General features: G+C 71.2%; 11 protein-coding genes. 5 read left to right on the top strand and 6 right to left on the bottom strand.

Annotation, left to right across the window (positions count from 1 at the left end; translation table 11 throughout):
• The first annotated feature begins 36 nt into the window (after positions 1 to 36).
• Complete coding sequence (gene kynA, locus AC3WLY_RS22750; protein ID WP_175962076.1) at positions 37 to 981, top strand: tryptophan 2,3-dioxygenase; 945 nt, start codon at positions 37 to 39, stop codon at positions 979 to 981.
• Between the two features lie 39 nt (positions 982 to 1,020).
• On the opposite strand, the gene AC3WLY_RS22745 is transcribed toward kynA, so the two are convergent.
• The 4 genes from AC3WLY_RS22745 to mdlC form a co-directional block, all read right to left on the bottom strand.
• Entirely contained in the window at positions 1,021 to 2,418 is a 1,398-nt protein-coding gene (locus AC3WLY_RS22745) for an MFS transporter (RefSeq protein WP_492308927.1), read from the bottom strand.
• 258 nt (positions 2,419 to 2,676) lie between these two features.
• A complete protein-coding gene (locus tag AC3WLY_RS22740; protein WP_492308928.1) occupies positions 2,677 to 3,621 on the bottom strand; it encodes a ketopantoate reductase family protein in 945 nt (314 codons plus the stop codon).
• Between the two features lie 14 nt (positions 3,622 to 3,635).
• A complete protein-coding gene (locus AC3WLY_RS22735; protein ID WP_492308929.1) occupies positions 3,636 to 5,087 on the bottom strand; it encodes an aldehyde dehydrogenase in 1,452 nt (483 codons plus the stop codon).
• A gap of 29 nt (positions 5,088 to 5,116) precedes the next feature.
• Positions 5,117 to 6,724 (bottom strand): benzoylformate decarboxylase, encoded by a 1,608-nt coding sequence (gene mdlC / locus AC3WLY_RS22730; protein ID WP_492308930.1) that lies wholly within the window; start codon positions 6,722 to 6,724, stop codon positions 5,117 to 5,119.
• A gap of 97 nt (positions 6,725 to 6,821) precedes the next feature.
• Here mdlC and AC3WLY_RS22725 point away from each other — a divergent pair, with 97 nt between their 5' ends.
• The 4 genes from AC3WLY_RS22725 (at position 6,822) to AC3WLY_RS22710 (ending at position 11,988) form a co-directional block, all read left to right on the top strand.
• Positions 6,822 to 7,733: a LysR family transcriptional regulator gene (locus AC3WLY_RS22725; RefSeq protein ID WP_310142267.1), complete on the top strand. Its 912-nt coding sequence runs from the start codon at positions 6,822 to 6,824 to the stop codon at positions 7,731 to 7,733.
• 193 nt (positions 7,734 to 7,926) lie between these two features.
• On the top strand, positions 7,927 to 9,321 hold the full coding sequence (gene dalD, locus AC3WLY_RS22720; RefSeq protein WP_492308931.1) for a D-arabinitol 4-dehydrogenase: 1,395 nt from the start codon (positions 7,927 to 7,929) through the stop codon (positions 9,319 to 9,321).
• Positions 9,322 to 9,425: 104 nt separating this feature from the next.
• Complete coding sequence (gene xylB / locus AC3WLY_RS22715) at positions 9,426 to 10,907, top strand: xylulokinase (RefSeq protein ID WP_492308932.1); 1,482 nt, start codon at positions 9,426 to 9,428, stop codon at positions 10,905 to 10,907.
• Positions 10,908 to 11,031: 124 nt separating this feature from the next.
• Positions 11,032 to 11,988 (top strand): sugar-binding transcriptional regulator, encoded by a 957-nt coding sequence (locus tag AC3WLY_RS22710; RefSeq protein WP_425133094.1) that lies wholly within the window; start codon positions 11,032 to 11,034, stop codon positions 11,986 to 11,988.
• Between the two features lie 16 nt (positions 11,989 to 12,004).
• On the opposite strand, the gene AC3WLY_RS22705 is transcribed toward AC3WLY_RS22710, so the two are convergent.
• Positions 12,005 to 13,216, bottom strand: a complete 1,212-nt coding sequence (locus tag AC3WLY_RS22705) for an MFS transporter (RefSeq protein WP_492308933.1) — start codon at positions 13,214 to 13,216, stop codon at positions 12,005 to 12,007.
• The gene (locus AC3WLY_RS22700; RefSeq protein ID WP_492308934.1) at positions 13,213 to 14,409 is read right to left on the bottom strand and encodes a serine hydrolase domain-containing protein; all 1,197 of its coding nucleotides are present in this window, start codon (positions 14,407 to 14,409) and stop codon (positions 13,213 to 13,215) included. The genes AC3WLY_RS22705 and AC3WLY_RS22700 overlap by 4 nt, the downstream gene beginning before the upstream one ends.
• Positions 14,410 to 14,489 lie beyond the last annotated feature (80 nt).

Below are 14,489 nucleotides of genomic sequence, written 5' to 3'. Positions count from 1 at the left end.
CATTCAATCCTGGAGAAAGTCGTGAATTCTGGTCATATGCAGCCGCCCGGCGACGAAGCGCCGGCGGGCTGCCCGTTCTCGGGCGCACGCGCCGCGCAACCGGTACATTCGGCACAAGCGGCACACGAAGCGCCGCACGTGCCGGGCGATGCCTCGGGCCAAGCCGGCTGGCACAACGCGCAGCTCGATTTCTCGAAGTCGATGAGCTACGGCGACTACCTGTCGCTGAATTCGATCCTCGACGCGCAGCATCCACTGTCGCCCGATCACAACGAGATGCTGTTCATCATCCAGCATCAGACGAGCGAGCTGTGGATGAAGCTCGCGCTGTTCGAGCTGCGCGGCGCGCTCGACGCGGTGCGCTCCGATGCGTTGCCGCCCGCATTCAAGATGCTCGCGCGCGTGTCGCGCATCCTCGAGCAGCTCGTGCAGGCGTGGAACGTGCTGTCGACGATGACGCCGTCCGAATATTCGGCGATGCGGCCGTATCTCGGGCAGTCGTCGGGCTTCCAGTCCTACCAGTATCGCCAGCTCGAATTCCTGCTCGGCAACAAGAACGTGCAGATGCTGCAGCCGCATGCGCACCGGCCCGACCTCCTCGAACAGGTGCGCGCGACGCTCGAAGCGCCGTCGTTCTACGACGAGGTCGTGCGCCTGCTCGCGCGGCGCGGGTTCCCGATCGCGCCGGAGCGGCTCGAGCGCGACTGGACGCAGCCGACACGGCACGACGAGACGGTCGAAGCCGCGTGGCTCGAGGTGTACCGACACCCGCAGCAGCACTGGGAGCTGTACGAGATGGCCGAGGAACTGGTCGATCTCGAGGACGCGTTCCGCCAGTGGCGCTTCCGTCACGTGACGACGGTCGAGCGCATCATCGGCTTCAAGCAGGGCACGGGCGGCACCAGCGGCGCGCCGTATCTGCGCAAGATGCTCGACGTCGTGCTGTTCCCCGAGCTCTGGCACGTGCGCACCACGCTCTAACGCACACGATGCACGCGATGCACGCGATGCGCCCGCACGTCACGACGACGTGCGGGCCAGCTCCTCCCCTTCGCGCGGCACCGACTGCGCGCGCGACAGCCGCGGAATGTGCCGCCGCACCGCGAGCAGCGCGATGCACACGACGCCCATCGCCGCGGCCAGCATCGTCAGGTACGCACCCGCACCGCCCGCCGTGATCACGATCGCGCCCGCGAACGCGCTGAGAATCGCGCCGAGCCGGCCGAACGCGAGCGCGCTCGCGGTGCCCGTCGCGCGCACCGCCGTCGGGTAGATGTACGCACAAAGCGCATACATCGTCGACTGCACCGCGTTGACGAACAGCCCGTGCAGGCCGAGCCCGACGATCAGCCAGTTCGTGTGGCGGCTCGCATCGACACCCATCAGCCACACCGCGCTCGCCGCGCCGCCGATGCTGCACAGCGCGAGCGGCCAGCGCGACCCGGCATGCGCGATCGCCCATGCGCACAGCAGCGCGCCGATCACGCCGCCGAGGTTGTACGCGGTGAGACCCGCGCCCGCGACCGACACGCTCAGCCCGCTCGCGGCCAGCATCGTCGGCAGCCAGCTGAACGCCGCGTAGACAGCAAGCAGACACATGAAGAACGCGCACCACAGCGCGATCGTGTCACGCGCCTGGCCGCTCGCGAACAGCGCGCCGAAGCCGCCGCGGCCACCGGGTGCGCGTGCGTCTTTCGTATCGGTGAACACGGTGCCCGGCGCGACCGGCCGCTGCATCCGCGCGAGCAGCGCGCCGAGTTCCGGCCAGCGCGCGGGACGTCGCGCGAGATAACGCGGCGATTCGGGCAGCGCGCGCACGAGCACGAAGCCGAGCACGAGCGGCAGCGCGCCGCCCGCGAAAAACAGCCCGCGCCAGCCGTAGCGCGGCAGCACCTCGTGCGCGAACAGGCCGGCCAGCATCCCGCCGAGCGGCACGCAGACGATCGTCGCGGTCACCATCATCGTGCGGCGCCGCGCGGGCGTGTATTCGGCCGTCATCGTCGTGGCCGTCGGCAGCGCGCCGCCGATTCCGAGCCCCGCGCAGAAGCGCAGCATCGCGATCGCCGCGACGTCGGGCGCGAAGCCGATCGCGCAGGTCGCGATGCCGAACAGGAACACGCTGCCGCTCACGGCCTGGCGGCGGCCGAAGCGGTCCGCGACGATCCCCGCGCACGCGCTGCCGATGCCCATTCCGATCAGCCCGGCCGCGACGGCCGGCGCGAACGCGCCGCGCGTGATGCCCCATTCGCGGATCAGCACCGGAATCGCGAAGCCGATCAACTGGCCGTCGAAGCCGTCGAGCACGATCGCGAGCGCGGCGAGCAGCACCACGCAGCGCTGCATCGTCGTGAACGGCCCGTCGTCGAGCGTCGTGCCGATGTCGACCGACGGCGGCGGCAATCCGTCGCGCGTGCTCATGCGACCTCCCGTGCGCCGCGCGTCGGCGGCAACATGCGCGAACGGCGCGCGGCAAGACAACGGCATTCGATGGCTTTCATGGCGTCTCCTGTTGTCCGGGCTGGCGCGTCGACGCGTGCCCGAATCTCGTACTGCGCGGTCGGCCGGCGTCAATGCGTCGGCGCCGGTGTCTTTTCAACCCGTCTCGATCCGGCGCCATCGCCTGCGCGCGACGGCTCGTATCGTCGTGCGGCGCAAGCCGCGCCGCCGGCCCGATGCTCAGTTCACCCGTGCGTCGATCAGCCGGACGAGCGCGAGCAGCGTCTCGGTATGCGGCACCGCGACGCCCGCTTCGCGCGCGGCTGCGACGACCTTGCCGTTGATCGCGTCGATTTCCGTGCGGCGGCCCGCGAGCACGTCCTGCAGCATCGACGGGCGATGGCCGCGATGCTCGCCGATTGCGTGTTCGACGTTGCGCGCGATGCGTTCACCGTCGACGGCGATTCCGTTCGCGAGGGCGACGGCGGCCGTCTCGGCTGCGATCGCGAGCGCGAGCCGCGGCCCGTCGTGATGATTGCCGAGCTGGTCGACCGTGCAGCCGGTCACCGCGCACAGCGTGTTGAGCGCAGCGTTGAACGCGACCTTCTCCCAGATCGCGGCCCATACGTCGGCGTCGAGCGTGCATGCGAGCCCCGCGCGCGACAGCGCATCGGCCACGGCCGTCGCGAACGGGTGTGCGTGGCCGTCGGCCGTCATCATGCGGATCGTGCCCGCGCCGTGCGAGCGAACGTGCGCGGGCCCCGCGGCATCGGCCGGCCACGTCGTCACGCCGACCAGGATGCGTTCGAGCGGCACGAACGCATTCAGCGTCTCGACGTTGCCGAGCCCGTTCTGCAATGTCAGCACGTGCGTATGCGACGTCAGCAGCGCGCGCACGCCGTCGAGCGCCGCACGCGTATGCAGCGATTTCGTGAAAACGATCAGCAGGTCGAACGATGCATCGGGCGATGCGGCCGCGTCCGCATTCGCGGCTTCCGGCCGCACGGCCCGCAAAACGCGGATGCGGCGTTCGCCGCGAGCGTCGTCGATGCGCAGCCCGTCGCGACGGATTGCATCGAGATGCGCGTCGTTCACGTCGATCAGCGTGACGGCCTCGCCGCTTTCGGCCAGCAGCCCGCCGAACAGCGAGCCCATCGCGCCCGCGCCCAGAATTGCGATTCTCATCGTCGGTGGCCTCGTCAGAACGGATAGTGGCGCGGCGCGGTCTGCACGGTGATCCAGCGCAGATCCGTGAACGCCGCGATGCCGGCCTTGCCGCCAAAGTGGCCGAAGCCGCTGTCCTTCACGCCGCCGAACGGCATCTGCGCCTCGTCGTGCACGGTCGGGCCGTTCACGTGGCAGATGCCCGATTCGATGCGTGCCGCAACGCGCATCGCGCGCGCGACGTCGCGGCTGAACACGGCCGACGACAGCCCGAACGCGTTGTCGTTCGCGCAGCGGATTGCCGCAGCCTCGCCGTCGACTCGCACGATGCCCTTCACGGGGCCGAACGATTCTTCCGCATAGATGCGCATCGCCGGCGTCACGCGATCGAGCAGCGTCGCCGGGAACAGCGTGCTGTCGGCCCTGCCGCCGCACAGCAGTGTCGCGCCGTGCGCGAGCGCATCGTCGATCAGCGCGTTGCAACGCTCGACAGCCTTCATGTCGATCAGCGAGCCGAGCACGACGGGGCCGTTGCGCGGGTCGCCGAGCGGCAGCGACGCGGCCTTGTCGGCAAGCTTCGCAACGAACGCATCGGCAATCGACGCGTCGACGACGATCCGCTCGGTCGACATGCAGATCTGCCCGGAATTCGCGAACGCGCCGAACGCGGCCGCCGCGACCGCTGCGTCGAGATCGGCATCGTCGAGCACGACGAACGGCGCCTTGCCGCCAAGCTCCAGCACCGCCGGCTTCAGGTGGCGCGCACATGCTTCGGCGACGATCCTGCCCACGCGCGTCGAGCCCGTGAAATTCACGCGGCGCACGGCCGGATGCGCGATCAATGCGTCGACGACGGCACCCGCATCGTCGGGCGCATTCGTCACGAAGTTGACGACGCCCGGCGGCAATCCAGCTTCCTGCAGCGCCTCGACGATCAGCCCGTGCGTGACGGGACACAGCTCCGAGCCCTTCAGCACGACCGTGTTGCCGCATGCGAGCGGCAGCGCGAGCGCGCGCGTCGCGAGGATCACCGGCGCGTTCCACGGCGCGATGCCGAGCACCACGCCGGCCGGCTGCCGCACGCCCATCGCGAGCGAACCGGGCACGTCGGACGGAATCAGTTCGCCGCCGACCTGTGTGGTCAGCGATGCAGCCTCGACTAGCCCGCTCGCGGCAAGGTGCACGTTGAAGCCGGCCCACAGCGCGGATGCGCCCGTCTCGGCCGCCATCGCGGCGACGAACTGTTCATGCTTCGCTTCGAGCGCGGCGGCCGCCTTCAGCAGCAGCGCGCGGCGTGCGCCGGGGCCGAGCGCGGCCCATTCGGGAAAGGCGCGCGCGGCCGCGTCGGCCGCCGCACGCGCATCGTCGACGGTGCACGCGGGCGCCTCGGACGCGATTTCGCCGTCGAGCGGGTTGCGGCGCACGAAGGTCGCGCCGCTGGATGAGTGGCGGCGTTCGCCGCCGATCAGCATCGATACGGTTTGCATGGAGTCTCCGGAAAGACGCGCGTCGCGCGTCAGGCAATCTCGACTTCGACGACGACCGGCGTCGCGGCATGCAGCGCGTCGGTCAGCGTGCCGCGCAGGCGCGCCGCATCGGCGACGCGCACGCCGCGGCAGCCCATCCCTTCCGCGAGCGCGACGAAATCCAGGTCGGGCAGATCGGTGCCCTGCACGGGATCGCCGGGGCCAAAGCCGAACACCGGCGCGAAATCCTGCAGCGCCGCGTAGCGCCGGTTGTTCAGGATCACGAACGTGATCGGCAATTTCAACTGCGCGGCGCTCCACAGTGCCTGGATCGAATACAGGCTCGACCCGTCGCCGATCAGCGCGATCACGCGCCGGCCCGGCTGCGCGAGCGCGACGCCGACGGCGGCCGGCATCCCGTAGCCGAGCCCGCCGCTGTCCATCGTGTAGAACGTGCCGCTGCGCGTGAACGGCAGGTGTTCCTGCATCACGGGCCGCGCGCTCGGCGCTTCCTCTACGACGATGTCCTGGGCGTCGCGCACGTCGGCGAGCGTCTGCAGCGCGAACGCGGCCGACATGCGCTCGCCGGCTGCCGGTGCGTCGACGCGTGCGCGCGGCGGGCGCGGCGCGGGCATCGGCCGCTCGGGCGGCGCCGGCCGCGCCAGCAGGTCGCGCGCCGCGAGCCGCAGGTTGCCGACGACCGCGTCGCCCGACGGCGTCCACGCGGCAACGCCCGGATCGTCGACGAGCTGGACGAGTGCCGCACCCGGCGGCACGTGCGGGCCGAAGCCTTCGATGTGGTAGGTAAATGCAGGCGCGCCGAACGCGAACACGAGATCGTGCCCGTCGAGCCGCGCGACGATCTTCTCGCGGATCGCGGGCAGGAAGCCGGCGAACAGCGGATGATCCTCGGGGAAGCTGCAGCGCCCCGACATCGGCGCGACGTACACGCGCGCACGGTGCCGCTCCGCGAGCCGCACGACGTCGTCCCACGCACCGGCGCGATCGACGGCCGCGCCGACCACGAACGCGGGGCGCCGCGCGGCGTCGAGCGCGTCGCCGAGCCGCGCGAGCGCGTCGGGATCGGGCCGCACGACGCTGCTGACGTCGCGCCGCGGCAGCAGCTCGGCCGGCTGGTCCCAGTCGTCGACCGGGATCGACACGAACACGGGGCCGCGCGGCTCCTGCATCGCGATGCGGTAAGCACGCGCGATCGCGGCCGGCACGTCCTGCGCACGCGCGGGCTCGATGCTCCATTTCACGTACGGCTTCGGCAGCTCGGCGGCCTGCGTCGCGCCGAGGAACGGATCGAACGGCAAGATCGCGCGCGCCTGCTGGCCTGCGGTAACGACCATGGGCGTGCGGTTCCTGAACGCGGTGAAGAGATTGCCCATCGCGTTGCCGACGCCCGCCGCCGAATGCAGGTTGACGACCGCCGCATTGCCGGTGGCCTGCGCATGGCCGTCGGCCATCCCGACCACGACGGCCTCGTGCAAGCCGAGCACATAGCGGAAATCGGCCGGGAAGTCGCGGAACATCGGCAGCTCGGTCGAACCGGGATTGCCGAACACGCGGTCGATGCCGAACTGGCGAAGCAGGTCGATGACCGCATCGCGAACGGTGATCGATGCGGCGGATGGGGGCTGATGGCCGGACATGCTCGGCGCTCCTCGATGGCTTGGCGGTTTCCACAGTATCGAAGCGCAAGCCATTCTCGGATACTGTATTTTTTGCGATAAGCCATTACATTCCGGCATGACTTTCGATCTCCGACAATTGCGCGCCTTCACGACGATCGTCGCGTGCGGCAGCCTCGGCCGCGCGGCCGACGCGCTGCATGTGACGCAGCCGGCGCTGAGCCGGATCCTGAAGCGGCTCGAGGACCAGGTCGGCGCGCCGTTGTTCGAGCGCCATTCGAAGGGCGTGCAGCTCACCGCGTTCGGCGACGCGCTGCTGCCGCACGCGACGCTGCTGCAGCACGAGGCCGAGCACGCGCGCGAGGAACTCGACGCAATGCGCGGGTTCGCGAAGGGCACGATCAAGGTCGGCACGGTGGGCAGCATCGCGAGCCTCGTGCTGCCGGTCGCGGTCGGCCGCGTGCTCGACCGCTGGCCGAACCTGCGCGTCGAGATCCTCGAAGGCGTGTGGGACCGCCTCGCCGAGGGATTGAACAAGCACGAGATCGATCTCGCGCTGTCCGCGCACGGGCCCGACACCGACGAGATCGTCGCGATTCCCGAGTGCCGCTGGGAAGATCGCAGCCATATCGTTGCGGCGCCGCACCATCCGCTGCGCGCGCTCGGCCGCGCGCCGACGCTCGTCGACACGCTGCACGCGCGCTGGGCGATTCCGCCGCGCGGCACCGCACCGTTCGACCACATGCGCGCGACCTTCGACGCACACGGGCTCGCGCTGCCCGACATCGCGGTCGAAACGCGCTCGGTCACGACGCTGAAGAGCCTCGTCGCGCATGCCGGTTTCCTGAGCTGGATGGCCGAGCCGATGTACGGCGCCGAGCAGGCGGCCGGCACGATCGACACGCTGCCGGTGCAGGAGGTCGTCGCAGTGCGCACGCTCACCGCGTTCCGGCGTCGCCACGGGATCCTGCCGGGGCCGGCCGGCAAGCTGCTCGACGAACTCGTCGCGCTCACGCGCGAAGGGCGCTGACACCCGCTCCCGACCGGCCGCCTGTTCGCGCCCCTTCGCCTCCGTTCCCGCGCCACCCGCGCGCCGCCGCAGCGCACCATCGAAATGCCGTCTCCCCGCCTTGACTTTCGCTCGCCCGAATACGATCATTCGCTCACATGAAGAGCAAATGATCTAATCGACAGGAAAGACTGGCACGAACAGGAGACACCGGATGAGCGAATCGCCCTCCGCCCGCGCGCCCGTGCTGCTGCACATCGGCGCGGGCTCGTTTCACCGCGCGCACCAGGCGTGGTATCTGCATCGCGTGAACGCGGCCGTGCCGGCCGACGAACGCTGGTCGCTGACCGTCGGCAACATCCGCGACGACATGCGCGCGACGATGGACGCGCTCGCCGCGCAGCACGGCGAATACACGCTCGAAACCGTCACGCCGCAAGGCGAGCGCGCGTACGAGACGATCCGCGCGATCACGCGCGTGCTGCCCTGGTCGATCGACCTCGCCGCGTTGATCGACGCCGGCGCCGATCCGGCCTGCCGGATCGTGTCGTTTACCGTCACCGAAGGCGGCTACTACCTCGACGAACACAACCGGCTCGACGTCGCGAACGCCGATCTCGCGGCCGACCTGCAGGGCGCGGGCACGACGCTGTACGGCGCGCTCGCGGCGCTGCTCGCCGAACGCATGCGGCGCGGCGCGGGCCCGCTCACGCTGCAGAGCTGCGACAACCTGCGCAACAACGGCGCGCGCTTTCGCGCGGGGATGCGCGAATTCCTCGAACGGCGCGGGGCAGCCGACCTGCTCGCGTGGTTCGACGCGAACGTCGCGACGCCGAGCGCGATGGTCGACCGCATCACGCCGCGCCCGACCGCCGACGTGCGCGAACGCGTGCGCGCGGCCACCGGCCTCGACGACGCATGCCCGGTGATGGGCGAATCGTTCATCCAGTGGGTGATCGAGGACCGCTTCGCGGCCGGCCGGCCGCGCTGGGAGCTGGCCGGCGCGGAACTCGTCGACGACGTGCACCCGTACGAGGAAGCGAAGATCCGCATCCTCAACGCGACGCACAGCTGCATCGCGTGGGCCGGCACGCTCGCGGGCTACACGTATATCCACGAAGGCACGCACGACGCGGCGATCCGCCGCTTCGCGCACGACTACGTGACGCAGGACGTGATCCCTTGCCTGACCCCGAGCCCGCTCGATCTCGCGCGCTACCGCGACGTCGTGCTCGAGCGCTTCGGCAACCCGTACGTGCTCGACACGAACCAGCGCGTCGCGGCCGACGGCTTCTCGAAGATCCCCGGCTTCATCGCGCCGACGCTCGTCGAATCATTCGCGCGCGGCGCGGCGCCGGTCGCCACCGCCGTGCTGCTCGCGCTGTTCCTGCGCTTTCTCGAACGCTGGGCGCGCGGCACGCTGCCGTACGCATACCAGGACGGCGTGATGGACGAAGCCGCAGCGCGCGCGATCGTCGACGCCGACGACCCGGCCGTCGCGCTGTGCGCGAGCCGCCCGCTGTGGGGCTCGCTCGCCGGCAATGCGGCGCTGCTCGAGGCGCTGCGCGCCGCGCTCGCCCGCGTCGACGCATGGCTCGCGCAGCGCTGACGCGCGCCAGCCGGCGCCCGGCCGCCCGGCCGGGCAAACCCGCTTGGCACATGCCGTGCGGCACGGCTAAAGTAGCGGCTCCTCTCTGACGGAACGGATCGCTCATGTATCTCGGCATCGACCTCGGCACCTCGGAAGTGAAGGTGCTGCTGCTCGCCCCGGACGGTGCGGTCGTCGGCACCGCCGGCTCGCCGTTCACCGTGTCGCGGCCGCATCCGCGCTGGGCCGAACAGCATCCGGACGACTGGTGGCACGGCACGCTCGCCGCGCTCGCGGCGCTGCGCGAACGGCATCCGCACGCGTTCGCGCAGGTGCGCGGCATCGGCCTGTCGGGCCAGATGCACGGCGCCGTGCTGCTTGGCCGCGACGACCGCGTGCTGCGCCCCGCGATCCTGTGGAACGACATGCGCAGCGCCGACGAATGCGCGCTGCTCACCGAACGCGCGCCCGATCTCCACGCCCTCGCCGGCAATCTCGCGATGCCGGGCTTCACCGCGCCGAAACTGCTGTGGGTCGCGAAGCACGAACCCGACGTGTTCGCGGCAACCGCATGCGTGCTGATGCCGAAGGACTACCTGCGATTCCGGCTGACCGGCGCGAAGGTGTCCGACCCGTCGGACGCGGCCGGCACGCTGTGGCTCGACGTCGCGCGCCGCGACTGGTCCGACGCGCTGCTCGCCGCGTGCGGGATGACGCGCGACCAGATGCCGCGCATCGTCGAAGGCAATGCGCCGTCCGGCACGCTGCGCGCCGATGTCGCGCGCGAGCTCGGGCTGTCGGAGGCCGTCGTGGTGGCCGGCGGCGGCGGCGACAATGCGACGAGCGCACTCGGCATCGGCGCGATCCATGCGGGCGACGGCTTCGTGTCGCTCGGCACGTCGGGCGTGCTGAGCGTGGTCGGCGACCGCTTCATGCCGAATCCCGCGTCGGCCGTGCATGCGTTCTGCCATGCGATTCCCGATCGCTGGCAATTGATGAGCGTCGTGCTGTCGGCCGCGAGCTGCCTGCGCTGGGTCTGCAAGCTGACGGGCACCGACGAGCCCGCGCTGCTCGCCGAAGTCGAGGCGCTCGACGCCGACGCGCTTGCGACGGCGCCGCTGTTCCTGCCCTACCTGTCCGGCGAACGCACGCCGCACAACGATCCGTATGCGCAGGGCGTGTTTTTCGGGATGACGCACGCGACCGAACGCGCGCATCTCGGCTACGCAGTGCTCGAAGGCGTGACGCTCGGCCTCGCCGACGGCCTCGACGCGCTGCATGCGGCCGGCGTCGAAACCGACCAGCTGTCGCTGATCGGCGGCGGCGCGCGCAGCGCGTTCTGGGCGCAACTGATCGCCGATGCGCTGAACGTGCGCACGCGCCAGATCGGCGGCGGCGAAACGGGCGCCGCGCTCGGCGCGGCGCGGCTCGGCTGGCTGGCCGTCGGCGGCGATCCGCAGACGGTACTGACCAAGCCGCCGGTGCGCGCCGAATACGCGCCGGACGCGGCCCGCCATGCGCTGCTGCGCGAACGCCTCGACGCGTTCCGCGCGCTGTACCGCCACGTGCGCCCGCTGTACGAACCGTCGCGCACGCGGCTCGCGTAAGCCCCGTCGCGGCGGCGCGCACCGGCCGTCGGCCGCGCGCAACACATGCGGTACAGTGGATGCCGTCGCGCGGCCCGCCGGCCGGCCCGCGGGGCGGCCCCCAGATCCGAACCGAATCGCTATCGTGTCCAAGTCCTCAGAAAAACTCGATCTCGCCACGCGTGCCGCGTGGCTCTATTACGTCGCGGGCGACACGCAGAACGAAATCGCCGAAAAGCTGCAGGTGTCGCGCCCGGTCGCGCAGCGCCTCGTCGCGTTCGCGGTCGAGAAGAACCTGATCCGCGTGCGCGTCGACCACCAGCTCGCCGACTGCCTCGATCTCGGCGCGCAATTGTCGAAACGCTACGGCCTCGCGATGTGCGAAGTCGTGCCCGTCGATGCCGATGCGCCCGAAGCGATCGACCGCAAGCTCGCGGTCGCCGGCGCGCAGGTGATGGAGCGCTACCTGGGCGAGACGCGGCCGATGGTGATCGCCGTCAGCAGCGGCCGGACGCTGAAGGCCGCGGTCGCGCAGATCGCGCAGATCGACCGCCCGCAGCACCGGCTCGTATCGATGGTCGGCGCGATCGCGGCCGACGGTTCGTCGAACCGCTACGACGTCGCGCAGTACATCTCCGAGAAGACCGGCAGCAAGCACTTCCTGCTGCCCGCGCCGCTGTTCGCCGACAGCGCCGCGGAACGCGCGCAGTGGTGCAACCACCGGCTGTACCGGATCGTCGAGGCGCTGTCGGGCAAGGCCGACGTCGCGTTCATCGGGATCGGCAACACCGGCCCGCACTGCCCGCTCTACGACGACGGCTTCATCACCGAACAGGAGCTCGACGAGATGACCGCGCTCGGCGCGGTGGCCGAACTGCTCGGCATGCCGATCGACGCGCACGGTAAGCTGATCGACGTGTCGACCAGCGCGCGCGTGACGAGCGTGTCGCTCGCCACGCCGCCGAAGCGCCCGACGATCGCGTTCGCGGGCGGCCCGAAGAAACGCGACGCGGTGATCGCCGCGCTGCGCGGCGGCTGGCTGTCGGGGCTCGTCACCGACGAAACCTGCGCGCGCGCCGCGCTCGACGCAAAGGCGGACTGACGCCGCAGCCGGACGCTCAGGCCGCGCGCGGCGCCGGAAACGCATGCCGGCGCGCGCGCCACGCGCCGATCCACGCGGCCGCCAGCAGCGCCACGAGCACCCACGGAATCGCGCCGGCGCCGGTTGCGCCGAGCAGCATCCCGCCCGCGATGCCGCCACCGGCGATCGCGAGATTCCACACCGTCACGAGCATCGACTGCGCGACGTCGGCCGACTCCCCCGCCGCGTTCGCGGCAGCCGTCTGGAACAGCGTCGGCGCGCCGCCGAACGCGAGCCCCCACAGCGCCACGCCGGCATAGACGATCGCCATCCCCGATCCGGCGCCGAGCATCGCCGCCGCGAGCGCGAACAGCGCGATACTGGCAAGCGTAAGACGCCGTTGCGCGGCACCGATCCACGCGCCCGTCAGCGCGATGCCGACCAGCGACGCGATGCCGAACACCAACAGCACCACATCGACCTGCGCACCCATCCGCACGCCCGCGAGAAACGGCGCGACGTACGTGTACAGCATGTTGTGCGCGAGCACGTACGCGAACATCACGGTCAGCACCGGCCGCACGCCGGGCAGCGTCATCACGCCGAGCACCGGTTCGCGCGCGCCGGCCTGCTGCCCCGGGTAATCGGGCACGCGCCAGCGGATCCAGCCGATCAGCGCGAGCGCCGCGAGCGTGATCAACGCGAACGCGACGCGCCAGCCGAGCGCCGCGCCCAGCGCGGTGCCGGCCGGAATGCCGATCGACATCGCGACCGGCGCGCCGAGCATCGCGACCGCGATCGCGCGGCCGCGCAGCGACGCGTCGACCATCCGGCTCGCATAGCCGGCCAGCAGCGCCCACAGCAGCCCGGCCGACATGCCCGCGACGAAGCGCGCGGCGAGCGTGAGTGCGTAGTACGGCGATGCGGCGGTCAGCGCATTCGACACGACGAAGCCGGCCAGCGCCGCGAGCAGCAGGCGGCGCCGGCGCATCGCGCGCGTCGCGGCGACGAGCGGAATCGCCGCGACGATCGAGCCGAGCGCATACACGGTCACGAGCTGGCCGATCAGCGCGTCGGGCACGCGCAGGTCGGCGCTCATCAGCGGCAACAGGCCGGCCGGCAATGCCTCGGTGAGGATCGTGATGAAGGCGGCCGTCGCGAGTGCCAGCAGGTTCGCGATCGGCAGGTGCTCGCGCGCCTGCACCGGCCCGACGGAAACCTCGTCGTCGATCGACGTGCAGTCGCTCATGCCCGGCTCCCGGTATCGATGCCGTAGACCGCATCGCGCACGTCGGTCACGATGCGCCCGTACATGCCCTCGTACAGCGTGTTGGTCAGCGCGACGACCGTCAGCCCGGCCGCGCGGTCGACGAACCACGCATGCCCGTACGCGCCGCCCCAGCGCCAGGTGCCGACCGACTCCGGCGACTGCGCGGCCGCCGGATCGTGCAGCACCGAAAAGCCGAGCCCGAAGCCGAAACCCGGTGCATCCGGCAGCTCGTGCGCGCCCGGCTGGATGCGCGCCATCTCGTCGATCCACGCGCGTTCGAGCCAGCCGTCGCGGCCGGTGCGCAGCGCGTCGAGCAGCGTCACGCAATCGCGCGCGGTGCCGACCATCCCCGCGCCGCCCGACGGCCACGCGTCGCGATCGAACACGCGCGCCGGCTCGAAGCGGATACCGATCGTGCCGTCGAATACCGGCACGAGATCGGTGTCCGCCATCCGCCGCGGCGCGCCCGGCGTGCTCACGTAAGGCGTCGCGACGCGCGCGGCGTCGTACGCGACGAACGCGGTGTCGGTCATCCCGAGCGGCGTCGTGACGAGCACGGCCACCGCCTCGGCGAGCGGCCGGCCGTCGACCGCCTCGATCAGCGCGCCAACCACGTCGGTCGCCAGCGAATAGCCCCACGACGTGCCGGGCGCGAACTGCAGCGGCACGCCGGCGATGCGCCGCACGTTCTCGGCGAGCGAGATGCCCGCGCGATCCATCCCGTCGGACACGCCGGCACGTGCATACGGGCCGTCGCCGTCGGCTTCGAGGAAGCGGTAGCCGAGGCCGGCCGTATGCGACAGCAGATGACGCAACGTGATCGCGGCGGGTGCGCCGTCGGGCAGCGCCGGGCGGAATTCGGGCAACCAGCGCGCGACGGGTTCGTCGAGCGCGATGCGCCCCGCCGCGACCAGCCGCATCGCGGCAGCCGTCACGACCGGCTTCGTGACCGACGCGAGCCGGAACAGCACGTCTTCCCGCATCGGCGTACCGGCTTCGCGATCGGCGAGCCCGACGGCGCGCGCATGGCGCAGCTCGCCGTCGCGCGCGACCAGCACGACCGCGCCGACGATGCGCTCGTCGGCGAGCGCGCGATCGAGCGCGTCGTCGAGCCGGCGGCGCAGCGCGGCGTCCGGTTCGGCACGGGAAACGGTGACAGGCAGGGATGACATGGCGTGACCTCTCGACAGTGAACGAACGTTCATCGTAGGGAGCCGACGCAAGAAGAAAAACCGGGTTAGAGTTCCGGACA

Source organism: Burkholderia sp. FW306-1C-G01B (assembly GCF_058781685.1).
Note: the sequence above shows the minus strand (reverse complement) of the source record. Positions and strands in the feature narration are given on the sequence as shown.

What these genes read in the sequence shown, in the direction of transcription:
- kynA (WP_175962076.1), top strand. Translation starts at nt 37, where the DNA reads ATGCAGCCGCCCGGCGACGAAGCGCCGGCGGGCTGCCCGTTCTCGGGC.
- AC3WLY_RS22745 (WP_492308927.1), bottom strand. Translation starts at nt 2,418, where the DNA reads ATGAGCACGCGCGACGGATTGCCGCCGCCGTCGGTCGACATCGGCACG.
- AC3WLY_RS22740 (WP_492308928.1), bottom strand. Translation starts at nt 3,621, where the DNA reads ATGAGAATCGCAATTCTGGGCGCGGGCGCGATGGGCTCGCTGTTCGGC.
- AC3WLY_RS22735 (WP_492308929.1), bottom strand. Translation starts at nt 5,087, where the DNA reads ATGCAAACCGTATCGATGCTGATCGGCGGCGAACGCCGCCACTCATCC.
- mdlC (WP_492308930.1), bottom strand. Translation starts at nt 6,724, where the DNA reads ATGTCCGGCCATCAGCCCCCATCCGCCGCATCGATCACCGTTCGCGAT.
- AC3WLY_RS22725 (WP_310142267.1), top strand. Translation starts at nt 6,822, where the DNA reads ATGACTTTCGATCTCCGACAATTGCGCGCCTTCACGACGATCGTCGCG.
- dalD (WP_492308931.1), top strand. Translation starts at nt 7,927, where the DNA reads ATGAGCGAATCGCCCTCCGCCCGCGCGCCCGTGCTGCTGCACATCGGC.
- xylB (WP_492308932.1), top strand. Translation starts at nt 9,426, where the DNA reads ATGTATCTCGGCATCGACCTCGGCACCTCGGAAGTGAAGGTGCTGCTG.
- AC3WLY_RS22705 (WP_492308933.1), bottom strand. Translation starts at nt 13,216, where the DNA reads ATGAGCGACTGCACGTCGATCGACGACGAGGTTTCCGTCGGGCCGGTG.
- AC3WLY_RS22700 (WP_492308934.1), bottom strand. Translation starts at nt 14,409, where the DNA reads ATGTCATCCCTGCCTGTCACCGTTTCCCGTGCCGAACCGGACGCCGCG.